We start from the raw sequence: 19,550 nt of genomic DNA, 5'->3' as shown, positions 1-19,550 counted from the left end.
GCCGGCCGGGCGCGGAAAGCGGAAGCCGGTTGCGGTTGATACCCATGTGACCGCCATCCGCGCTAAGGAAAGGCACCACATGACAGGGGACCCTCCGCCACACCCGGCCGAGTGTTTCGACGAGGTCTTCGACGCCTACTTCGCCGAGATCCACCGGTATGCGGCCAAGCGGCTCGGCCCGGACGCCGCCGCCGACATCGCGGCGCAGACGTTCCTGGAGGCGTTCCGGCAACGTCGTCGTTACGACCCGGAACGCGCGGGCGTACGCACCTGGCTGTACGGCATCGCGACCAAAGTGGTCGGCAGGCACCAGCGGACCGAGACACGCGCGCTGCGGGCGCGCTCCCGGCTCGGTCCGGGCCGGGGCGCCGAGGAGCACACCGAACGGGTCGACGCGCGGGTCAGCGCCGAGGGCCTGCGAGGTGAGCTCACCGGGGCGATCGCGGCGCTGCCGCGCGGGCAACGCGACGTGCTGTTGCTCGTGGCCCTGGCCGACCTCAGCCACGACGAGGTCGCGGCGGCGCTGGGGATCTCCTATGGCACGGTCGGCTCCCGGCTGAGCCGTGCCCGAACCACACTGCGCAAGGCGCTCGGCGGGACCAATCCGATGCTCACTTTGGAGGAACAACATGGATGAGGTCCGGATGGTCCGGGACTCCTACCCCGAGCCCGCCCCACCCACCGCCCGGGAGATCGCCCGGGCGAAGGCACTGCTGAACGACCCGCCGCGCCGCCCGCGGCCCCGGTTGCTGTGGGGGCTGGGCGGTGTGGTCGCCGCGGCCGCGGCGGCGGCCGTGGCGCTCACGCTCGTCGGCGGGAACACGACCGCCCCGTCGCGGCCGTCCGGCCCGGTGCACCTGGACGACAAGGGACTCGTCCTCGCGGCGGCGGAGAAGGCGGAACAGCAACCGGCCGGCAAATACTGGCACACCGACGTGGTCCAGGGGCAGGCCTTCATCGTCCGCGCGGAGACCGGGACCTATGCGATCACCGGTGCGCTCGATGAGACGTTCGGCTGGTGGGGCGCCAAGTCCGGCATGGGCGAGGCGCACTACGGCCGCGACCTCCCGGCCCACCCGGTGACCGCGCGGGACGAGGCGCTGTGGCGCAAGGCCGGATCGCCGTCGACCTTCCGCGTCTGGGCCGGCGACCACTACGACACCTACACCACCAAGGCGCAGAAGTGGCAGATGAACGGCGTGAACAAGGGCACGGACCCGCATGGCGGCGGAGAGTTCGTGGGTGCCCTGGGGATGTCGGTGGAGGACCTGCAGAACCTGCCGAACGATTCCGCCAAGCTCACCGAGATGTTCCTGAGCGACAGCGCCGTTAGCAAGAGGATGGCCCCGGCGGGTGTACGCGCCCGATGGTCGAAGCAGGTCCCGCCCGCCTTCAAGCTCCACCTGGCGGGGGCCCTGGCGGAGAACCCGATCCCGCCGAAGGTGCGGGCGGGCCTGATGCGGGCGGCGACCGCCCAGCCCGGCATCCACGCGATCGGCCGCGACACCGACCCGCTCGGCCGCCCGGGCGTCGCCCTGGCCGCCGATGACACCGCCACGACGTGGACCGGGGAATACGGCGGGGAGAAGGCCGCCCGGGGGACCTACCGCTCCCGCACGGTGATCGTCTTCGACCAGCGCACCGGAGCGATGCTGTCCGAACAGGAGGAACTGACCAAGCCCGGTGGCCCGTACGCGGAGATGAAGCCCGGGTTCATCATCAACTACACCGCCTATCGATCGGCGGGCTGGACCGACACCAAGCCCAGCCCGCAGGCCGAGCTGCCCTTCCGCTGACCGGTGCCTCGCCGCCCTCGCCCGGACCGCACGGGCGGGGGCGGCGAGGCGATTCTGCGGGCGTCCGGGGCTCGTCCCCCGATGGTCGAGGCGATCAGCCGGCGGGTGCAGGCCCGCCGGTCGAGGCGTCGTCGACGCGGTAGCCCACTCCCGGCTTGGTGATGATGACGGGTGGTTCGCCGAGTTTGCGGCGTAGCCGGCCGATGGTCACGGTGACCGTGTTGGTGAAGGGGTCGGCGTGCTCGTCCCAGACCTGTTCGAGCAGGTCCTCGGCGCGGAGAAAGGCGGGACGGGCCCGCAGGAGCGCCTCCAGGACGCCGAACTCCTTGACCGACAGGTCGAGCCGGCGTCCGTCGCGGGTGACGGTGCGCAGCAGCGGGTTCAGCTCGATCCCGGCCGCGCACAGGGTGCGGGCCCGCGCGGCCGGCCGGCGGCGGGCGAGGGAGCGGATGCGCAGGACGAGCTCGGGAAAGTGGAACGGCTTGGCGAGATAGTCGTCGGCGCCCAGGCTCAGCCCGCTGACCCGGTCGCCCGGCGCGCCGGCCGCGGTCAGCATCAGGACCATGACCCGGTGGTGGCGTTCGGCGATCATCTCGCAGAGGGTGTCGCCGTGGATTCCCGGCAGGTCGCGGTCGAGGACGACCACGTCGTAGGCGTTGAGGTCGAGCTTGGCCGCGGCCTCCAGCCCGTCGTGGGCGGCGTCCACGGCCATCCCCTGGTCCCGTAGGCCCTCGACCAGGACGTCGGCGAGGGACCGGGCGTCCTCGACCACCAGGACCCTCACGACGGCACGCCCGCCGGCGCGGAGTCCGCCGTATGTGCCGGCAGGGAGACGCCGACCCGCAGGCCGCCCTCGGGACGGGCCCGCAGGTCCAGTTCGCCGCCGTGCGCCGCGGCGATGGCCGCCACGATCGAAAGCCCGAGCCCGGCCCCGGTTCCGGTACGGTCGGCGCCGAGCCGCCGGAACGGCTGGGCCAGCTCCGCGACCTCCCCCGGGTCGAGCACCGGCCCCCCGGTCTCGACGACCAGATGCACGGTCGCGCCGTCGGTCGCGGTGGCGAGGCGGATCCAGCCTCCGTCGTGGTTGTGCGCGATCGCGTTGTCCACGACGTTGTCGATCATGCGGCGCAGGAGCGTACGGCTGCCGCGCACTCGCGCGTCGTCGCGGTCGATCGTCTCGTGCACGGTCAGGCCCTTGGCGGCGATGTCCGCGGCGCGGGCGGACAGGGCCGCGGACACGACGGGACCGAACGGAAGCGGCGTGCGGTCGGGCGGTTCACCATGCCGGGTGCGGGCCAGGACGAGGAACCCGTCCAGCAGCTCGTCGATCTGGTCGAGCTCGGCGCGCAGCCGGCCCGCCAGCGCGGTCGTCTGCGCCGGGACCGGCCCGGGCTTGGCCACCGCCACGTCCAGCGACGCTCGCATGGTGGCCAGCGGCGTGCGTAGCTCGTGGGAGGCGTCGGCGACGAAACGGCGCTGGGCCGCGAAGGCGTTCTCGAGCCGTTCCAGCAGCTCGTCGATGGTGTCGGCGAGGTCCTTCACCTCGTCGGCGGGGCCGGGCACGGCCAGCCGTTCGTGCAGGTTGTCCGCGGAGATCCGCCGGGTCGCCGTGGTCATCGTCCGCAGCGGGCGCAGCACCCGGCCCGCGATGAGGCGACCCAGCACGACCGACACCGCCGCCATGACGCCCAGCGCGATCAACGACGCCAGCAGAAGCTGACGCGCCTGGTCCGTGTGCATCTGGGCCAGCTCGTCCTGTAGCTGGTGGACGCGCGCCTGGGACTCCGGGATCGGCCCGTTCGCCGGCGCGGACTCGCTCACCCGCGACCCGCCCGAGGCCACGATGGCGACGATGGCCAGCAGCCCGGCACCGGACAGCAGGAACACGACGCCGTACAGCGCGGTGAAGCGCGACCGTACGGTACGGAGCGACGGCCTCGGCCGCATTCTCATCGGTCCTCCCCGCGCTGTCCGGCCCTGACGTCCCAGGATGCCCGGAGTGACCTAACAACGGTATGACGGCCTCCGTTCGGCCGGCGTTATGGCCTCCGGCGCATCGTTCGGCGTCATGACGACCAGAGCAGCCATCGAGGTCAACGGTCTACGCAAACGCTTCGGACCGGCCGTCGCGCTGGACGGGATGTCCTTCGCCGTGGCACCGGGGCGGATCACCGGCTTCGTCGGGCCCAACGGCGCCGGAAAGTCCACGACGATGCGCGTGATCCTCGGCCTGGACGCGGCCGACGAGGGTCACGCGCTGGTCGGCGGGCGGCCCTACGCGAGCCTGCGCCGTCCGCTGAGCCACGTCGGAGCGCTGCTGGACGCGGCGGCGCTCCAGCCGAGCCGTAGGGCCCGCAACCATCTCCTGTGGCTGGCCCACTCCCAGGGGCTGACCGCCAGGCGGGTCGACGAGGTGGTCGAGCAGGCCGGGCTGGGGTCCGTGATCCGCCGGAAGGCGGGCGGCTACTCCCTGGGCATGCGGCAGCGGCTCGGGATCGCCGCGGCCCTGCTCGGCGACCCCCCGGTGCTCATGCTCGACGAGCCGTTCAACGGCCTGGACCCCGAGGGCATCGTGTGGATACGCGGTTTCCTGCGGTCGCTGGCCGCCGAGGGGCGCGCCGTCCTCGTGTCCAGCCATCTGATGAGCGAGCTTCAGGACACCGCCCACCATCTGGTGGTGGTCGGCCGCGGCAAGGTCATCGCCGACGCCGGCGTGGCGGAGCTGCTGTCCGCCACCGCCGGCGACCGGGTGACGCTGCGCACCACGGCGGGCTCGGCGGCCGCGAGCGTGCTGGAGCCCGCGGGCGCCACCGTCACCGCCACCGGAGGGGACACGCTGACGGTCTCCGGGCTGGCGACGGAGCGGGTCGTGGCCCTCCTCAGCGCGCGGGCGGTGCCGTTCTCGGAGGTCTCGCCGCACCGCGCGACGCTGGAGGAGGCCTACATGGAGCTCACCCGCGACGCGGTCCAGTTCCGCGCCGCCACCGGCCGGGGGGAGGCACGATGACGAGCGGAACCGCCACACCGGACCGGCCGGGCGTGCGGGCCGGGCGAGACGGCTTCGTCCGGCTGCTGCACGCGGAGTGGACCAAGTTCCGTACGGTCCGCGGCTGGGTGATCGCCCTGGTGGCCGCGGCGCTGGTCACCGCGCTCCTCGGGCTGTTCTCCGCGCAGGGCAGCCACTCTTCGTGCAGCAACGGCCCGGACGAGATCGCCTGCCCCGCCGTCCCGGTGGGACCGGGCGGCGAGGCCGTGGACGACCGCTTCTCCTTCGTCCACCGGTCGCTCACCGGAGATGGGAGCATCACCGTTCGGCTGACCTCGCTGACCGGCATCATCACCTATCCCCCGCCGGACCACGACGAGATCGTCCCCGGCGTCGTGCCGTGGGCGAAGGCCGGAGTCATCGTCAAGGACGGCACCCGGCCGGGATCGGCCTACGCGGCGCTGGTGCTCACCGGCGAGCACGGGGTGCGGATGCAGCACGACTTCACGGAGGACACGGCGGGTCGCCCGGGTGGCGCCTCCACGGCGTCCCCCCGCTGGCTGCGGCTGACCCGCTCCGGTGACACGCTCACCGGCGACGAGTCCTCCGACGGCACGCACTGGACCAGGGTCGGCACGGCTCGCCTGGCCGGGCTCCGGTCCACGGTGCAGGTCGGGCTCCTCGTCACCTCCCCGGGCGACCTCACGGTGAAGCAGGGCACCCTCGGCGGCAGCGTCGAACAGGTGCGCTTCACCCAGGCCACCGGCGTGTTCGACCACGTCCGGGTGCAGGGCGACACACCCGGTGGCGCATGGAGTCACGGGGAGGTGGGGGCCACCGACATGAAGACCGACTGGGAGCGGTACCACCGTCCGGCCGGCGTCGACGAGTCCGGCGGTACGTTCACCGTCACCGGGAGCGGCGACATCGCGCCGCGCGGCCCCGGTGAGGGACTGCGCATCGAGAACACCCTCACCGGCACGTTCGCCGGGATGATCGTGCTGGTCATCGTGGCGGTGCTGTTCATCACGGCCGAATACCGGCGGGGCCTGATCCGTACCACCCTGCTCGCCGTCCCGCGGCGTGGCCGCGTACTGGGGGCGAAGGCCGTCGTGATCGGCCTGGTCACCTTCGTCGCCGGGCTGACCGCCGCCGTGGTCGCCGTCCCGGCGTGCACGCACATCCTGCGCGCCAACGGCAACTACATCCTTCCGGTGACCCGGCTCACCGAGCTCCGGGTGATGGCCGGCACCGCGGCGCTGCTCGCCGTCGCCGCCGTCTTCGCCCTGGCCCTCGGCGCTCTGTTCCGGCGCAGCGTCGCGGCGGTGACCGCCGCCGTCGTGGCGCTCGTCCTGCCCCACGTCCTGGCGACCGCCTCGGTCCTGCCCGAAGGCGCGGCGCAGTGGCTGCTGCGGCTCACCCCGGCCGCCGCGTTCGCGATCCAGCAGAGCATCCCGGAGTACCCGCAGGTGGCGGGCCACTATGTGCCGCAGGACGGCTACTATCCGCTGGCGCCGTGGGCCGGCCTCGCCGTGTTCTGCGGCTATGCCGCGCTCGCCCTCGGCCTGGCCGTCTTCCGGTTGCGGCGGAGGGACGCATGAGAGTCCACCTGCGCGCGGAGTGGACGAAACTGCGCACGGTGCCGGGCACCGCCTGGCTGCTGTTCGCCGTCGCCGGCCTGACGGTGGCGCTGAGCGCCCTGGCGACCGCCGCCGTGACCTGCCCGCCGGACGGCTGCGCCGTGGACAACACCAAGCTGAGCCTCACCGGAGTCGAGCTCGGCCAGGCGGCCGTCGCCCTGCTGGCCGTCCTGGCGATCAGCGGTGAGTACAGCACCGGAATGATCCGCACCACCCTGACCGCGATGCCGGGCCGGGTCACCGTCCTCACCGCCAAGGCGGCCGTCCTCGCCGGCCTGACGATGGCCGCGGGGACCGTCGCCGTCCTCGGGTCGCTGCTGGCCGCACGGCTCATCCTGCCCGGCAGCGGCCAGCCCCACCCGCCGCCGTCGCTGGCCGACGGAGCGACGCTGCGCGCGGCGGCCGGCTCGGTGCTCTACCTCATGTTGGTCGCCCTGCTCAGCGTCGGCGTCGCCACCGCGGTACGAGACTCCGCGGCCGCCATCGGGACCGTGCTCGGCCTGCTCTATCTCTTCCCGGTCATCGCCCACGTGATCTCCGACCCGCAGTGGCAGCGGCGCCTGTGGCAGATCTCGCCGATGGACGCGGGGCTGGCCGTCCAAGCCACCACCGATCTTCGGAGCCTGCCCCTCGGCCCGTGGGCCGGGCTCGGCGTCCTCGCCACCTGGACCGCCGCGGCCCTCCTGTGCGGCGGGCTACTGCTCCGCCTACGCGACGCGTGAACCCGCGATCGGCTAGCCCGGCTGCGGGCGCGGGGTTCGCTCGACGATCAGCCGCAGCGCCTCGACGTGTTCGAGGAAGCGGGTACGCCCCTGGTCGGTGGCTCGCACCGTGGTCTTGGGCACCCGGCCGAGATACGTCCGGCGCTGCTCGGCGTATCCGTCCTTCCTCAGTGTGGCCAGCTGCTTGGACAGTGCGGAGTCCGACAGGGACACCTCGTCGCGCAGGAAGGCGAAGTCACACCACTCCGCCGCACAGAGCACCGACATGATCGCCAGCCGGGTCGGGTCCGACAGCAGGCGGTCCAGTCCCGGTGCCCCGCCCGACGGAGATGTCATTGGTTCGTTCGCCGCTGTGAGACCGCGGTCAGCAGCCGGCCCAGCCCGAACAGCGCGGTGAACGCGACGCCGTAAAGCACCCCGTCGACCGTGTTGGGGTAGTGGCGCAGGCCGACCGCGTCGGCGACGTGGCCGGTGAGATCGGTGCCGTAGCGGGAGACCAGCCACGTGCCGAGGGCCGCGACGATGAGGACTGTTCCGAAGACCCGCGGGTCGAACGACTGCCGACGCTCCACTCCGCGCATCCTACCCAGCAGCGACGACCGGCCGGCGAAGGTGGTCACGAGCACGACGACCAGCGCGACCAGGACCACGATGGCGATCAGCTTGGCGCCGCCGAGACCGGCGAAGTCGTTGGCCGCCGTACCCCCGGCGGTCAGCACGAAGACCGCCGCGTAGACCCACCACGGGAGGCGGGCCGCCCGTCGGGTCCGCTCCTGATGCGTGTGGACCATCGCCAACGCCTCCGCCGCCTGCCGCTCGTCCCGTTCGTTCATGACAGCCTCCTTTGACTACTTGCCTATATGGAAACTACTCACTCCTTTCCGGATAGGCAAGTAGCCACGGGGGGTGCTGCCGCCCCGGGTCACTCACGGCTCAGCGCGTCGATGCACGCCAGGGCGTCGGAGACCGAGCCGGCCGGGTCGGAGATCGGGTACAGGACCGAGCGGATCGTACGGGCGCGGTCGATGACCAGGCTGAGCCGTTTGAGCCGGTCGACGCCGGCGGCGCGGAAGGTGGGCAGTCGCAGCGCCGTGGCCAGTTCCAGGTCCTGGTCGGACAGCAGCGGGAACGGGATGCGGTGATGGGCGGCGAACTCGTCGAGCTGGTCGGGCCGCTGCGTGCTCACTCCTTGCACGGTCGCGCCGCGGGCGGCGAAGTCGGGCAGCCGGTCGCGGAAGGTGCTCGATTCGAGCGTGCAGCCGGGCGCGCCGGGGATGGCGCCCCAGCCGGGCGGGTTCCCGGGGGTCCGCGGCGCCCAGGCACCGGGAAGGCAGTAGAGCACCGTCCACTCGGTACCGGCGACCGGGTCGGTGCGGCCGTTCCGGCGGTCGGCCAGCCGATGCGGCGGAACGCGATGACCGACGAGGCCGTGCACGCGCGCGGCCTCGGTCGACCCCGGCGTGGTGGTCGCGGTCAGGGACCCGTCGCCGAGCAGGAACCGGCCGCCCCAGTCCTGCAGCGCGACGAGAACGGGCAGCAGGCCACGCCCCTTCTCGGTGAGGTGGTACTCATAGCGGGGCGGACGGTCGTGGTACGGACGGCGTTCGACCACCTCGTGCTCGACCAGCGCGTTGAGCCGCTCGGCCAGAACCTTGCGGCTGATGCCGAGCTCGTCGGCCAGGTCGGAGAAGCGGGTGATGCCGCCGGCGAGGTCGCGGAGCACCAGCAGCGTCCACCAGTCTCCGACCACGCCGAGGGCCTGGGCTATCGCGCAGTCGCCGTCGGCGACATCGGGGTACCGCATCCGACCCGGCCTTCCGTGATGAGATCGACGTCATATAGTCAGTTCCGATTCGGAACTGACTATTTCACGGGGACGAGACCAGCGCCGGGGAACGACCCGGCCGGAGGCGGACTCGTTTCTCTTCCCACCGACCACCCGAACGGGAGACCTCTGTGAGCGGACCGATCGCCGGCGACTTCGACTACGAGACCCACGGCGCCGGCTACGCCGTGCAGCGACGCACCGATCCTCGTATCGCCGCGTACGTCCACGACGCGCTCGGCGACGCGCGCACCGTGGTCAACGTCGGCGCCGGCGCCGGGTCGTACGAGCCGGCGGACCGCCGGGTGACGCCGGTCGAGCCCTCCGCGTCGATGCGCTCGCAGCGTCCCGGCCGCCTGGCCCCCGCGGTCGACGCCGTCGCGGAGGACCTGCCCTTTCCCGACGACGGCTTCGACGCCGCCATGGCCACCGTGACCATCCACCAGTGGTCCGACACCGACGCGGGCCTGCGCGAACTGCGCCGCGTCAGCCGCGGGCCGGTCGTCATCCTGACCTTCGACGGCGACGCTCTGGACCTTCTGTGGCTGGCGGAGTACGCCCCCGAGCTGATCGCCGCCGAACGGCTCCGCTATCCGGACATCGAGCACGTACGACAGGTGCTCGGCGGCACCACCACCGTCACCACCGTCCCGATCCCGATCGACTGCGTCGACGGGTTCACCGAGGCCTACTACGCCCGGCCGGAGCGCTTCCTCGACCCTCTCGTCCGAAAGTCGCAATCCGCCTGGGGGTTCGTCGACCAGGCGGCGATCGACCGCACCGTCGAGCGGCTGCGGACCGACCTCGCCGACGGCGAGTGGGATCGCCGTCACGGTCACCTGCGCCGGCAGCCGCGCTTTCTCGGCTCCCTGCGCCTCATCACCGCACTGCCGGACTGATGGCCGCCGAAAGACCTGATCCGGTCGGTGCCGATCGCGTACTGTGCTCAAATTCCTGCCTTTCAACATCCTTTGTGGTGGAATATCGGACAGAACTTTTGATGATCGTTTCGGGGAGAAGCATTGCCGGGTGAGCTGAGCCTGGAGGCTGGGCTGGTGCTGGCCCAGCGGTATCGGCTGGACGCTCCCATCGGCGCGGGCGGCATGGGTCAGGTGTGGCGCGGGGTCGATCTCGGGCTGAACCGGCCGGTCGCGATCAAGATCCTCCCGGAGCGGATGGCGCAGGACCCGACCGGGGTCGCGCGGTTCCGCCGGGAGGCCGAGTCCGCCGCCGGCCTGCAACATCCGGGCATCTGTTCGGTCTTCGACATCGACACCGACGGTTCCGTGATGTTCCTGGTGATGGAGCTCCTCCAGGGCACCGATCTGGCCAGGCTCGTCGCGGCGAATCCGGGTGGGCTGCCGATCGACCAGGCGGTCGGGCTGGCGGAACAGATCACCGACGCGCTCGCGGCGGCCCACGCACGCGGGGTCGTGCACCGCGACATCAAGCCGGCCAACCTCTTCCTGCAGCAGGACGGCCGGGTGAAGGTCTGTGACTTCGGCATCGCCCGGCTGGTCGACCGTACGGCGCTGACCGCCACCGGCGGGATGCTCGGCACCCCTCGCTACATGGCTCCGGAGGAGTTCCGCGGTCAGCCGGTCGACCACAGCGTCGACCTCTACGCCCTCGGCGGGGTGCTGTACGAGCTGTTCACCGGGGCGCCCGCGTTCGACGCGGACGACCCGGGACTCGCCGCGATCATGTACAAGCACCTCAACGAGACGCCCCTGCCGCCCCGTTCACACCGTCCGGACATCCCCGCTCATCTCGAACGGCTGGTGCTGGACCTGCTGGCCAAGGCACCCGGCCGAAGGCCCGTCAGCGCCGCCGCCGTACGGGACTTCCTGCGCCGGTCCGGGCACACCGCCACTCCGCCCACCGGCCCGCCGCCGTACCTGCGCCCCGTGGAGCGGTCCCAGGAGGCGACGACGGTCACCGCGTCCGCCGTCGTCGAGGCGCCGAAGAGCCGGAGGCGCGTCGTCCTCGCCGCCGTCGGTGGTGTGGTCGCGGTGGCGCTGGCCGGTGCCGGGGCCTTCGCGCTGCTGAACGGCTCCGGCGGAGACACCCCGAAGGCGAAGACCACGCCGCACGCGTCCCCCACCGGAGTGCCGACGCTCCAGCCGGTCGGTGAGAGCGTGCCCGGTCAGGCCCGGCGCGGTCAGCAGTACCCGATCGGCCGGATGGCCATCGTGCCCGTCACCCATGGGGCGCGGACGGATGCGGTGGGGGTGACCGTGACCTCGATCGACAAGGGGTCCAAGGCCGACCTCGCCGACCTGGCGCTGCCGGGTTCGGGTAAGCGCGACACCCCGTACTACGTCCATTTCTCGCTGACCAATCTCGGCCCCGATGACCCGTACATCGACTTCTATCCCGCCAACAAGATGGTCGGGATCGACTCCGCGGGCCACTCGGTCACCAGCACCATCACGTTGGACGATCCGAAGGCGTACCCCAGCCGGTGTCGCCCGGTCGCCATCAACGACGGCGGGTTTCGTCACGGAGCCCGGTACGACACGTGCACGGTCATCCTGGAACCCGGGTCCCGGGACATCACCGCCGTGCAGTGGTGGGAGAAACCCTACGACCTTGGCACCGACCAGGGCGTCTACTGGAAACGATGAGGGACGATCGTGCACAGCACCCTCGGGCGGATACTGGCCGGGCGATACCGTCTCGACGCGGCCATCGGCACGCTCGGCGCCGGAGCCGGTGAGGTATGGCGCGGGCACGACCTCCGGTTGAACCGGGTCGTCACCGTCAAGACCTTCGCCGCGCCGGACGCCGCCGACCAGGCGGGCGTCACGGCGTTCCGGCAGGGGGCCGAGAAGGCGGCGGCCGTACGGCACCCCGCGGTCGAGGCGGTGCTGGACATCGGGACCGCCGAGTCCCCCGTGTTCCTGGTGACCGAACACCTCGAAGGACAGGACCTGAGAACGGTCCTGGCCACGCAGGGCGGCGGACTGCCCGTCGGCCAGGTCACCGATGTGGCCGTGCGTGTCCTCGACGCGATGACGGCCGCGCATGCCCAGGGCGTCGTCCACGGTGACCTCACATCCGCCGACCTGTTCCTGCTTCCCAGCGGGGACGTGAAGCTCTGCAACCTGGGCGTCGGTACGACGCACGCCGATCCCCAAGCGGATCTGCACTCCCTCGGGCGCGTCCTCTATGAACTGCTGACCGGCGCACCGCCGGCGGGATCGCCGCCGGAACCGCTCACGTCCCGCCGGGCCGATGTGCCGCCGTACCTGGAGCGCCTGGTGCTGGGCCTCCTCGCCGACGGACCGGCCGGACGGCCGCAGAGCGCAGCCGCCGCCCTCGCGGCTCTCCGCGGCTCGATGGGACCCGCCCCTCGGCCCACGACCGACTGGCCGTCGGCGACCGCCTCATCGACGGGCTCGACCGTCGATGACCACGTGCCGGGCGGCACCGCGAAGAAGAGCGGCCGAGGGCGCCTGGCGGCGGAGATCGCGGGCGCCGCCGTACTCGTGGTGGCCGCGGCGACCGCCGGTTACCTCGTGCACGGCGACAAGACGGCCAAGCCGCCGTCGCGCCCGGTGGCCGGCAAGCCCACCGCGGGCACGACGGCGTCGGCGCCGCCCGGTGTCGGCCCGAAGTCGCCACCGGTGGTCCCGGGCTGGCAGGTCGTGGTCTCCCCCGACTTCGGCGTGGTGTACGACGTCCCGCCGGGTTGGAAGGTGGAGGCCCCCGGCACGGGTGTGGGCCTCACCGACGCCAGCGGGAACGTCGCCGTCGGTTCCAACGGCGTCGCCGACATCAGCCGGGACGGCACCGACGGCAACACCTGCGCGATCGTCCAGTCGGGGCTGTTCGGTGGCACGGGCATCACCTCGGCCTCCTCCGGTCAGCTGGAGTCCCTCGACACGACCGCCACTCACAACGCGCTCCAGTGGGCGAACTTCGGTTACCAACTCGGCGGCGTGCTTCCCCGCACGGTGCTGAAGCCCGGGGGACATCGCACGATCGGCGGCCTCAAGGCCGCGGTCCAGGCGGTCGTCACGAAGACGAAGGGCGGCAAGGGGACCGCGTGCGAGCCGGACGGGGGCACGCTGTACATGGTGGAGTTCGCCTCACGGCAGGGCGCGCCCGTCAGCTTCTACGTCTATTCCAACAGCACCGGTCCGGGGAACGTGGACGACGCGACGCTGCGGCGGATCGTCGGCACGATTCGCCCCCTGGCCTGAGCCGGGGACCCATCACGTCCGTCGGTCACCAGGGCACCACCCCGGCATCGTCGAAGAAACCGCCGGTCGGGCCGTCGTCGGGCAGGGTCGCGAGCCGGATCGCGATCGCCGCGCCCTGCTCGGGGGTACGGACGCCGCGAAAGCCGTTGAGGTCGGTCGCGCAGTAGCCGGGGCAGCCGGCGTTGATCAGGATGTTCGTGTCGCTCAACTCCTTGGCGTACTGGACGGTGACGGCGTTGAGGAACGTCTTCGACGGCGCGTACGCGGCGGAGATCGGGCCCGTCTCGGCGGTGGGAGTGCTCTGCCGGGTGAGGGAGCCGACGGTGCTGGACATGTTCACGATCCGCGGCGACGCCGAGCGGCGCAGCAGCGGCAGCATCGCGTTGGTGACGCGGATGACACCGATCACGTTGGTCTCCACGGCCGTCCGTACGGTCGCGGGGTCGACCGCGGTGGGCTCCTGCGGCAGGCCGCCGGTCACTCCGGCGTTGTTGACGAGCACGTCGAGGTGTCCGGCGCGCTCCTCGAGCAGCCCGGCGGCGGCGGCCACGCTCGCGTCGTCGGTCACGTCGAGCGGCACGCCGAACGCGTCGACGCCGGCCGCGCGCAGCTTCGCCACGGCTGCCTCTCCGCGCCTCTCGTCCCGTGCGCCGACGCCGACGCTCCAGCCGAGGGCCCCCAAGCCGACCGCGATCTCACGGCCGATCCCCTTGTTCGCCCCGGTGACCAGCGCGATCGTCTGTTCGCTCATGCATTTGATCCTGTCCGCGCTTCGGCCGGGTCGCCAACATCGTCTGGGTGCGCGGCGATACCTCCCCGGTATCGGTCCGGGGTCATTTCCCGTACCGTGGCGGCATGGAGACGCGGGAGCTGCGGTACTTCGTCGCCGTGGCCGAGGAGCTGCACTTCGGCCGGGCCGCGCAACGGCTCGGGATCGCGCAGCCGCCGCTGTCGCGGGCGATCCAGCAGCTCGAACGCCGGCTCGGAGTGGCGCTGCTGAAACGCACCAGCCGCACCGTCACGCTGACCGAGGCCGGGTCGGTGCTGCTGCGCGAGGGCCGGGCGGCCCTCGACGCCGTGGACGCCGCCGACCGCCGTACCCGCCGCGCCGCGACCGGCCGGCCCGGCCTGGTCCTCGTGACGAAGGCCGGAGCGTCCGGCGACCTGCTGCGGAAGCTGCTCGACGCGTACGCCGCCGAACCCGGCGCGGTCACCGTCGACGTGCTCCTGTGCGGACCCGCCGAGCAGGAACCGCTGCTGCGCGACGGACGGGCCGACGTGGCGCTGCTGCACCGGCCGTTCGACTCGACGGCCGGGTTCGACACCGAGGAGCTGTGCGCGGAGGGGCAGGTCGCGATCCTGCCGGCCGGACATCCCCTCACCGCCCGGTCCCACCTGCGGATGGCCGACCTCACCGCGCTGCCCGGCCTGCCGATGCCGCGCTGGCCCGCCTCGGACGGCACGTACCCGGACGGCCCGGGCCCGCAGGTTCGGGACAGCGCGCAGCTGTACCAGCTGATCGCGCTCGGCCGTGCCTGCGCGGTCCTGCCGGATTCGTGCCGGACCCATCTGCGCGACGACCTCGCCGCCGTGCCGGTACTCGACGCACCGACGGTGACGACGGTGATCGCGTGGCCACCGCACAGCCGCTCCCGCACCGTCGCCGGCCTGGTACGGGCGGCGACCCGCCTCTAGGCGTGCTGTCCGGGAACGCTGGCGGCAGGCGACACGCCCTGGGTGGTCCTTGAACGAGGAGAGGGCCTTTTGCGGGCATCTGCACCGACTGTCCAGGTGGCCCTCATGCCCCGCCGTAATGCCCCGCTGACCCCGACCGGCCGCCTGCGCCTGACCCACTGTGTCCTCGAGGACGGCTGGCCGCTACGCCGGGCGCTTCGGCGTCCGCCACACCACTCTCGCCCGGCCGCATCGGCGGCCGACCGACCATTCCGGACAGCACACCTAGCGCTCGTCCGCCGTTCGGCATTAGCGTGCCGCAGTGGATCTCTTCTCGCGTTCTTGGGCGGCGTTGCGCGCGGCGGTCGCCGAGACTTCGGACGGCGACTTCGAACGCCCGTCCGGCTGCGTCGGCTGGCTCGTACGGGACCTGGTGTGTCACCTGGTCATCGACGCCCAGGACGTCCTGATCACTCTGGTCACGCCCGCCGAGGCGGAACCGACCGTGGACGCGGTCACCTACTGGCGGCTCGTCGACCCACCGACGGGTGAGGACCCGCTCGACGCGCTGATCCCCCGGCTGGCCGCCGCGTACGGTGAGCCGCGGCTGCTCAAGTTCCACCTCGACGACGTCGGTTCCGCCGCGGGCCGCGCCGCCGGACTCGCCGATCCCGCCGTCCGCGTCGGCACCCGCGACGAGGTGCTCACCGTCGGCGACTACCTGTCCGCGTACGTGCTCGAATGGACCTTGCACCACCTCGACCTGATCGCGCATCTGCCGTCGGCCGCCGGGCCGCCCGCCGAGACACTCGCGGCGGCACGCGCGTCGCTGGAGAGGATCGCCGGGGCGCCGTTTCCCGCTTCGTTCTCCGACCAGGACGCGCTCCTGATCGGCACCGGACGTCGCACACCGGCCGACGCGGAGAGGGCGGCGCTGGGCGATCTCGCCGGAAGGCTCCCCTTCATCCTCGGCTGAGATCTCCGCCGCGGGCAACCATCGGGCGGCTCTCGCCGGTAGTACCGGGCAGAGAGACGAACGGAAGGTTGGCCTATGCGAGATCGGGCGGAGTTCACCGCCTACGTCGAGGCGCGGTCGCCCAGGCTCCTGCGCACCGCGTACCTGCTCTGCCGTGACTGGGCGCAGGCGGAGGACCTGCTGCAGACGGCGCTGGTCAAGGTCTGGCGGGCCTGGCGGCGGATCGGCGACGATCCCGACCCCTATGTCTACCGGGCCCTGGTCAACACACACGCGTCGTGGTGGCGGCGCCGGTGGCGCGGCGAGATCCCGACGTCCGCGCCGCCGGAGACCATCGACGTCCGCGACGCGATGGGGGCCGCGGACAGCCGCGCCCTGCTGTGGGAGGCCCTCGGGAGACTCCCGCGCGGGCAGCGTGCCGTGCTCGTGCTGCGGTTCTTCGAGGATCTCAGCGAGGCGCGGGTCGCCGAGATCCTCAACTGCTCGGTGGGCACCGTCAAATCCCAGGCCAGCAAGGCGCTGGCCAAGCTGCGCGTCGATCCACAGATCGTGACGGTCACCGGAGACCTGAGGAGGAGCTGAGATGCCGACGATTGAAGAGCTGCGCCAGGTGCTGTATCGGGCGAGCGCGGGCGCCCCGGACAGGGGCGGCCGGGCGGCCGAGGTCCGACGGCGGATCCGCCGGGGCAACCGGCTGCGGCTGGCGGGCGGAGCGGTCGCGGGGGTCGCCGTGCTGGGGGTCGCCGCACTGCTGGTGCCGGACTCGGGTGCCGGCCCCGGCGACACCGGCCCCACGACGACCAGGGTGGCCGCGGTCATGTCGGCGTCGAGCGGAACGGCGCTGCCCGAAGACCACCTGGGGATGCCGCGCGTCACGGCCCAGCGGTTCTCGGTGAGTGGCAAGAAGATGCGGATCACATTCACCCCCACCGGACCCAACACCGAGATCACGGTCCAGTGCCGTCCCGGCTCCATCGCCGTCACCTGGCATAACGGTCGGCTCTCGGATAGTGGGGACTGCAACAGGCGGGGCAGTCTCCTGGGCGACACGACGATCAGCGCCCCGGGCGCGGGGTTCCTCCCCGTGGGGAGGCCGGTCGTGTTGGACGTGGCGGTGCTGCCCGCGGCGGTACGAAAGACGGTGGCCATCGTTCCCGGCGGCCTCAGCGCCGAGAAGATGCGAATCGAGGGTTATGCGGGCAAGAAAACCATCGGCCAGTACATGAAGGACGCACCGGTGAAGAAGGCCATCTGGTCGCTCGCCGTTTACAGCGGGACCTGCAAGGGCGCCGCCTGCCCTCCGGTCCTGTCGCCATCGGGCCGGCCGACGGGGTAACGCCGGACGCTATCCCTGGTAGGCCCCGCCGGCGGCCAGCCGCTTGCGTTCCCTCCACAGCGCGGGCAGGCCGGTCACCTCGTAGGTCTCGACGTGGCGCCCGTTGCGGATCAGGTCGAGCCGGTAGGAGACCGCGCCGACCAAGCGCAGCACCATGGCCACCGGGGCGAAGAGCAGGCGCAGAACGAGCTCCACCAGCCACAGGGCCAGGACGACGAGGAAGACGACCAGACCCGGCAGGCCGATGATCGCGGAGATCGGGTCATCACCGAGCCCACTGGGGATCATGCCGGCGGCCGACTCCAAAGGCATCTTCGCGGACCAGGCAAGCCGTTGCTGCCGGATCCGCCATTTGTCGCCATTACCGTCGCGCCATCGCATCGCCGCGAAAACTATCAGACCGGTTCAATCGGACGGCGAGCCGCCGTGCCCGGCAGAGTGGGCACGGCGGCTCGCGGGATCACCGCGGTGAGGTGTTCGTCCACTCGGCCACCGCGAACAGCTGGTACGAGGACACCTCGCCCGGCCGGTGGAAGCGGTCCGGCATGTGGTCGGCCTCCAGGCGGCGGGGCTTGCCGTCGTCTCCCGACGGGAGCGGCCGGCTGCCGTGCGGTGGCGTGGCCACCAGGTCGCGGATGGCCAGGAGGTGCCCGCCGGCCGGATCGATGATCCACTGCCGCTGGTAGGTGCCCAGCTGCTTGGGCGCGGTGTACAGGCCGAGCGGGACGGTCGTCGTCAACGGCAGGGAGATCACCCTTCCCGTACGGCCCATCGGGTCGGCCGCCGTGCCGCCGGCCTTGACCCCGGGCAGGGTGGCGAGCATCCGGAACGCCGCCGCCCGTACCCGCGGCGGGGCGGGTGCCTGCGACAGCAGGGTTCCGGCGACGTCGCTCAGCGCCCGGGTCCGTTCCGCACCCCGCAGGGCCCGGATGGGCTCCTTCCCGGGCTTGGACGTGTAGGCGTGCCAGTCGCCCTTGAGGGTCAGCAGGGCGTTCTCGAGCGCCTTGGCGTCCGTGGGCAGCTTGGCCACCTGCGCGGCCGTCAGGCCGTAGTAGTCGCCGCCGTACGAGCGGAAGGCGCGCCGGCCGTTGGAGAGCGCCTGCATGTCCAAGGACACGCTCCCGGGGCCCTCGGGGTTGGGCACCTTCACCATCTTGGGGGAACCCGCCTGCCGCCACTTGGCCATGTCCTGGGGCGTCATCGGATGACCGCCCTCGTCCACGATCGCGATGCGCCGCTTGCCGTCCGGGCCGACCCAGCTGATGCTCCGCTGCCTGAGGTCGACCGTGTAGTGGTCCGCCGCGCTCTTCCCGACGTCCTGAACCGTCCCCGTGACGGTCTCGGTGTGCCAGTACCGGCCGGTCGGCGTCTTCTCCGCGTTCGACGCGGCCACCAGCAGCACGTTGCCGGCGGTGACGGTCCGGCGGGGTACGACGCGGTCGCCCGAACCACCGGGCACGAGCAGGGCGATGGCGGTCCCGGCGGCGGCCGTCGCCGCCACGCTCACCAGCGGGATCGTGAAACCACGCCGACGACGACGTGGCGTGCCGTCGGACCGCCAGTCGGTGCGTAGGGCGAGCCGGTCCGGGTGCTCCTCCTCGGCCAGCGCGGTCCGCATCTGCCGCAGGGCGTCGATCTCATCCATCGTTTCGCTCCTTCGGAAGGGCCTTGCGGAGCTTGATCCGGGCCCGGTGGATTTTGGCCTTGACGGTGCCGATGGGCAGGTCGAGGGTCGCCGCGATCTCGGAGTAGGACATCTCGCCCCAGGCGAGCAGCAGGACGGCGTTGCGATCCTGGGCGCCCAGGGAGGCCAGCGCCTTGGCCAGGCGGGGACCGAGCGCCGCGGCCGACGCCCGGTCGCTGGCCCGCTCGGCGACGCCGTCCTCGGCCGGGTCCACGCCGGTCCGGGCCAGCGCCCGGTACATGCGGGTCTCCTGGCGATGGTGCTTGGCGATCAGGTTGGCGGCGATGCCCCACAGCCACGCGCCGAAGTCCGCCCGGCCATCGAACCGGTCCCGTTGCCGGAACGCGGTCGCGAACGTCTCCGACACCAGATCGTCGGCGAGGGTGAGTCCCAGGCGTCGCTTGATGTAGGCGTGAAGCCGTGGCGCGTGGCGGCGGAACAACTCACCGAACGCCTCGGCGTCCTCGAGAGAAGCGGCGACGATTCCCCGGTCGTCGCGGTCATCCCTGGTATGGGTCACCATGGCCATGGGCCGGGATATTCCTTCATGGGCGAATGTCCTTCGCGTCTAGGGGTGCTGACACCCTCCTCTATCCCGAAGCCCGCCGGCCGGTTGCCGAGATATCGCGGCGGGGCCGGCACCCGGTCATGCATGCCGGGCCCGGACGTCGCCGGTCCGTTTCCCCGGGACGGGCAGAAACGC

The 19,550-nt window shown here is 72.1% G+C and carries 21 protein-coding genes and 1 pseudogene; 13 read left to right on the top strand and 9 right to left on the bottom strand.

Annotated features, from left to right (window positions below):
• Positions 1 to 79: 79 nt before the first annotated feature.
• The gene (locus ACFFNX_RS01715) at positions 80 to 637 is read left to right on the top strand and encodes an RNA polymerase sigma factor (RefSeq protein ID WP_378193929.1); all 558 of its coding nucleotides are present in this window, start codon (positions 80 to 82) and stop codon (positions 635 to 637) included.
• Entirely contained in the window at positions 630 to 1,796 is a 1,167-nt protein-coding gene (locus ACFFNX_RS01710) for a hypothetical protein (protein WP_378193926.1), read from the top strand. The genes ACFFNX_RS01715 and ACFFNX_RS01710 overlap by 8 nt, the downstream gene beginning before the upstream one ends.
• Positions 1,797 to 1,890: 94 nt before the next feature.
• On the opposite strand, the gene ACFFNX_RS01705 is transcribed toward ACFFNX_RS01710, so the two are convergent.
• Positions 1,891 to 2,580: a response regulator transcription factor gene (locus ACFFNX_RS01705; protein WP_378193923.1), complete on the bottom strand. Its 690-nt coding sequence runs from the start codon at positions 2,578 to 2,580 to the stop codon at positions 1,891 to 1,893.
• Positions 2,577 to 3,749 carry a sensor histidine kinase gene (locus tag ACFFNX_RS01700; RefSeq protein WP_378193920.1) on the bottom strand — a complete coding sequence of 391 codons (1,173 nt, stop codon included), beginning with the start codon at positions 3,747 to 3,749 and terminating at the stop codon, positions 2,577 to 2,579. Before ACFFNX_RS01700 ends, ACFFNX_RS01705 begins: the two co-directional genes overlap by 4 nt.
• A gap of 115 nt (positions 3,750 to 3,864) precedes the next feature.
• Between ACFFNX_RS01700 and ACFFNX_RS01695 the strand changes: the two genes are divergently transcribed.
• The 3 genes from ACFFNX_RS01695 to ACFFNX_RS01685 are packed head-to-tail and all read left to right on the top strand — an operon-like array spanning position 3,865 to position 7,144.
• Positions 3,865 to 4,803, top strand: a complete 939-nt coding sequence (locus tag ACFFNX_RS01695) for an ABC transporter ATP-binding protein (RefSeq protein WP_378193917.1) — start codon at positions 3,865 to 3,867, stop codon at positions 4,801 to 4,803.
• Positions 4,800 to 6,383 carry an ABC transporter permease subunit gene (locus ACFFNX_RS01690; protein WP_378193914.1) on the top strand — a complete coding sequence of 528 codons (1,584 nt, stop codon included), beginning with the start codon at positions 4,800 to 4,802 and terminating at the stop codon, positions 6,381 to 6,383. Before ACFFNX_RS01695 ends, ACFFNX_RS01690 begins: the two co-directional genes overlap by 4 nt.
• Positions 6,380 to 7,144 (top strand): ABC transporter permease, encoded by a 765-nt coding sequence (locus tag ACFFNX_RS01685; RefSeq protein WP_378193911.1) that lies wholly within the window; start codon positions 6,380 to 6,382, stop codon positions 7,142 to 7,144. The genes ACFFNX_RS01690 and ACFFNX_RS01685 overlap by 4 nt, the downstream gene beginning before the upstream one ends.
• Before the next feature lie 12 nt (positions 7,145 to 7,156).
• On the opposite strand, the gene ACFFNX_RS01680 is transcribed toward ACFFNX_RS01685, so the two are convergent.
• From ACFFNX_RS01680 to ACFFNX_RS01670, 3 genes are all read right to left on the bottom strand, one after another.
• Positions 7,157 to 7,480 (bottom strand): winged helix-turn-helix domain-containing protein, encoded by a 324-nt coding sequence (locus ACFFNX_RS01680; RefSeq protein WP_378193908.1) that lies wholly within the window; start codon positions 7,478 to 7,480, stop codon positions 7,157 to 7,159.
• Entirely contained in the window at positions 7,477 to 7,977 is a 501-nt protein-coding gene (locus tag ACFFNX_RS01675) for a hypothetical protein (RefSeq protein WP_378193906.1), read from the bottom strand. The genes ACFFNX_RS01680 and ACFFNX_RS01675 overlap by 4 nt, the downstream gene beginning before the upstream one ends.
• A gap of 89 nt (positions 7,978 to 8,066) precedes the next feature.
• Complete coding sequence (locus ACFFNX_RS01670) at positions 8,067 to 8,948, bottom strand: winged helix-turn-helix transcriptional regulator (RefSeq protein WP_378193903.1); 882 nt, start codon at positions 8,946 to 8,948, stop codon at positions 8,067 to 8,069.
• A 152-nt stretch (positions 8,949 to 9,100) separates the two neighbouring features.
• On the opposite strand from ACFFNX_RS01670, the gene ACFFNX_RS01665 reads away from it, so the two are divergent.
• The 3 genes from ACFFNX_RS01665 (at position 9,101) to ACFFNX_RS01655 (ending at position 13,177) form a co-directional block, all read left to right on the top strand.
• Positions 9,101 to 9,868: a class I SAM-dependent methyltransferase gene (locus tag ACFFNX_RS01665; protein ID WP_378193900.1), complete on the top strand. Its 768-nt coding sequence runs from the start codon at positions 9,101 to 9,103 to the stop codon at positions 9,866 to 9,868.
• A 123-nt stretch (positions 9,869 to 9,991) separates the two neighbouring features.
• The gene (locus ACFFNX_RS01660; RefSeq protein ID WP_378193897.1) at positions 9,992 to 11,596 is read left to right on the top strand and encodes a serine/threonine-protein kinase; all 1,605 of its coding nucleotides are present in this window, start codon (positions 9,992 to 9,994) and stop codon (positions 11,594 to 11,596) included.
• A gap of 9 nt (positions 11,597 to 11,605) precedes the next feature.
• A complete protein-coding gene (locus tag ACFFNX_RS01655) occupies positions 11,606 to 13,177 on the top strand; it encodes a serine/threonine-protein kinase (protein WP_378193894.1) in 1,572 nt (523 codons plus the stop codon).
• 25 nt (positions 13,178 to 13,202) lie between these two features.
• Here ACFFNX_RS01655 and ACFFNX_RS01650 read toward each other — a convergent pair whose 3' ends face one another.
• Positions 13,203 to 13,928, bottom strand: coding sequence for an SDR family oxidoreductase (locus tag ACFFNX_RS01650; RefSeq protein WP_378193891.1), 726 nt, complete (start codon positions 13,926 to 13,928; stop codon positions 13,203 to 13,205).
• 104 nt (positions 13,929 to 14,032) lie between these two features.
• Here ACFFNX_RS01650 and ACFFNX_RS01645 point away from each other — a divergent pair, with 104 nt between their 5' ends.
• From ACFFNX_RS01645 to ACFFNX_RS01625, 5 genes and pseudogenes are all read left to right on the top strand, one after another.
• Positions 14,033 to 14,872, top strand: coding sequence for a LysR family transcriptional regulator (locus ACFFNX_RS01645; RefSeq protein WP_378193888.1), 840 nt, complete (start codon positions 14,033 to 14,035; stop codon positions 14,870 to 14,872).
• Between the two features lie 105 nt (positions 14,873 to 14,977).
• Positions 14,978 to 15,076 (top strand): annotated as a pseudogene (locus ACFFNX_RS01640) (IS481 family transposase); the annotation flags it as partial.
• A 97-nt stretch (positions 15,077 to 15,173) separates the two neighbouring features.
• Positions 15,174 to 15,827 (top strand): maleylpyruvate isomerase N-terminal domain-containing protein, encoded by a 654-nt coding sequence (locus ACFFNX_RS01635; RefSeq protein WP_378193885.1) that lies wholly within the window; start codon positions 15,174 to 15,176, stop codon positions 15,825 to 15,827.
• 75 nt (positions 15,828 to 15,902) lie between these two features.
• Positions 15,903 to 16,409 (top strand): SigE family RNA polymerase sigma factor, encoded by a 507-nt coding sequence (locus ACFFNX_RS01630; RefSeq protein WP_378193882.1) that lies wholly within the window; start codon positions 15,903 to 15,905, stop codon positions 16,407 to 16,409.
• Position 16,410: 1 nt separating this feature from the next.
• The gene (locus tag ACFFNX_RS01625) at positions 16,411 to 17,163 is read left to right on the top strand and encodes a hypothetical protein (RefSeq protein WP_378193879.1); all 753 of its coding nucleotides are present in this window, start codon (positions 16,411 to 16,413) and stop codon (positions 17,161 to 17,163) included.
• Positions 17,164 to 17,172: 9 nt separating this feature from the next.
• On the opposite strand, the gene ACFFNX_RS01620 is transcribed toward ACFFNX_RS01625, so the two are convergent.
• The 3 genes from ACFFNX_RS01620 to ACFFNX_RS01610 form a co-directional block, all read right to left on the bottom strand.
• Positions 17,173 to 17,475, bottom strand: a complete 303-nt coding sequence (locus tag ACFFNX_RS01620) for a hypothetical protein (RefSeq protein WP_378193876.1) — start codon at positions 17,473 to 17,475, stop codon at positions 17,173 to 17,175.
• Between the two features lie 148 nt (positions 17,476 to 17,623).
• Entirely contained in the window at positions 17,624 to 18,808 is a 1,185-nt protein-coding gene (locus tag ACFFNX_RS01615) for a CU044_5270 family protein (protein ID WP_378193873.1), read from the bottom strand.
• A complete protein-coding gene (locus tag ACFFNX_RS01610) occupies positions 18,801 to 19,376 on the bottom strand; it encodes an RNA polymerase sigma factor (protein WP_378193870.1) in 576 nt (191 codons plus the stop codon). The genes ACFFNX_RS01615 and ACFFNX_RS01610 overlap by 8 nt, the downstream gene beginning before the upstream one ends.
• Positions 19,377 to 19,550: the final 174 nt, after the last annotated feature.

Source organism: Actinoallomurus acaciae, assembly GCF_042429965.1.
Taxonomy (GTDB): Bacteria; Actinomycetota; Actinomycetes; order Streptosporangiales; family Streptosporangiaceae; genus Actinoallomurus; species Actinoallomurus acaciae.
This window is presented reverse-complemented; position numbering and strand designations above follow the sequence as displayed.

Excerpts from the sequence above, each read along its gene's own strand:
- ACFFNX_RS01715 (WP_378193929.1), top strand. The coding sequence starts at position 80 with ATGACAGGGGACCCTCCGCCACACCCGGCCGAGTGTTTCGACGAGGTC.
- ACFFNX_RS01710 (WP_378193926.1), top strand. The coding sequence starts at position 630 with ATGGATGAGGTCCGGATGGTCCGGGACTCCTACCCCGAGCCCGCCCCA.
- ACFFNX_RS01700 (WP_378193920.1), bottom strand. The coding sequence starts at position 3,749 with ATGAGAATGCGGCCGAGGCCGTCGCTCCGTACCGTACGGTCGCGCTTC.
- ACFFNX_RS01695 (WP_378193917.1), top strand. The coding sequence starts at position 3,865 with ATGACGACCAGAGCAGCCATCGAGGTCAACGGTCTACGCAAACGCTTC.
- ACFFNX_RS01690 (WP_378193914.1), top strand. The coding sequence starts at position 4,800 with ATGACGAGCGGAACCGCCACACCGGACCGGCCGGGCGTGCGGGCCGGG.
- ACFFNX_RS01685 (WP_378193911.1), top strand. The coding sequence starts at position 6,380 with ATGAGAGTCCACCTGCGCGCGGAGTGGACGAAACTGCGCACGGTGCCG.
- ACFFNX_RS01680 (WP_378193908.1), bottom strand. The coding sequence starts at position 7,480 with ATGACATCTCCGTCGGGCGGGGCACCGGGACTGGACCGCCTGCTGTCG.
- ACFFNX_RS01675 (WP_378193906.1), bottom strand. The coding sequence starts at position 7,977 with ATGAACGAACGGGACGAGCGGCAGGCGGCGGAGGCGTTGGCGATGGTC.
- ACFFNX_RS01670 (WP_378193903.1), bottom strand. The coding sequence starts at position 8,948 with ATGCGGTACCCCGATGTCGCCGACGGCGACTGCGCGATAGCCCAGGCC.
- ACFFNX_RS01650 (WP_378193891.1), bottom strand. The coding sequence starts at position 13,928 with ATGAGCGAACAGACGATCGCGCTGGTCACCGGGGCGAACAAGGGGATC.
- ACFFNX_RS01645 (WP_378193888.1), top strand. The coding sequence starts at position 14,033 with ATGGAGACGCGGGAGCTGCGGTACTTCGTCGCCGTGGCCGAGGAGCTG.
- ACFFNX_RS01630 (WP_378193882.1), top strand. The coding sequence starts at position 15,903 with ATGCGAGATCGGGCGGAGTTCACCGCCTACGTCGAGGCGCGGTCGCCC.
- ACFFNX_RS01625 (WP_378193879.1), top strand. The coding sequence starts at position 16,411 with ATGCCGACGATTGAAGAGCTGCGCCAGGTGCTGTATCGGGCGAGCGCG.
- ACFFNX_RS01620 (WP_378193876.1), bottom strand. The coding sequence starts at position 17,475 with ATGCCTTTGGAGTCGGCCGCCGGCATGATCCCCAGTGGGCTCGGTGAT.
- ACFFNX_RS01615 (WP_378193873.1), bottom strand. The coding sequence starts at position 18,808 with ATGGATGAGATCGACGCCCTGCGGCAGATGCGGACCGCGCTGGCCGAG.
- ACFFNX_RS01610 (WP_378193870.1), bottom strand. The coding sequence starts at position 19,376 with ATGGCCATGGTGACCCATACCAGGGATGACCGCGACGACCGGGGAATC.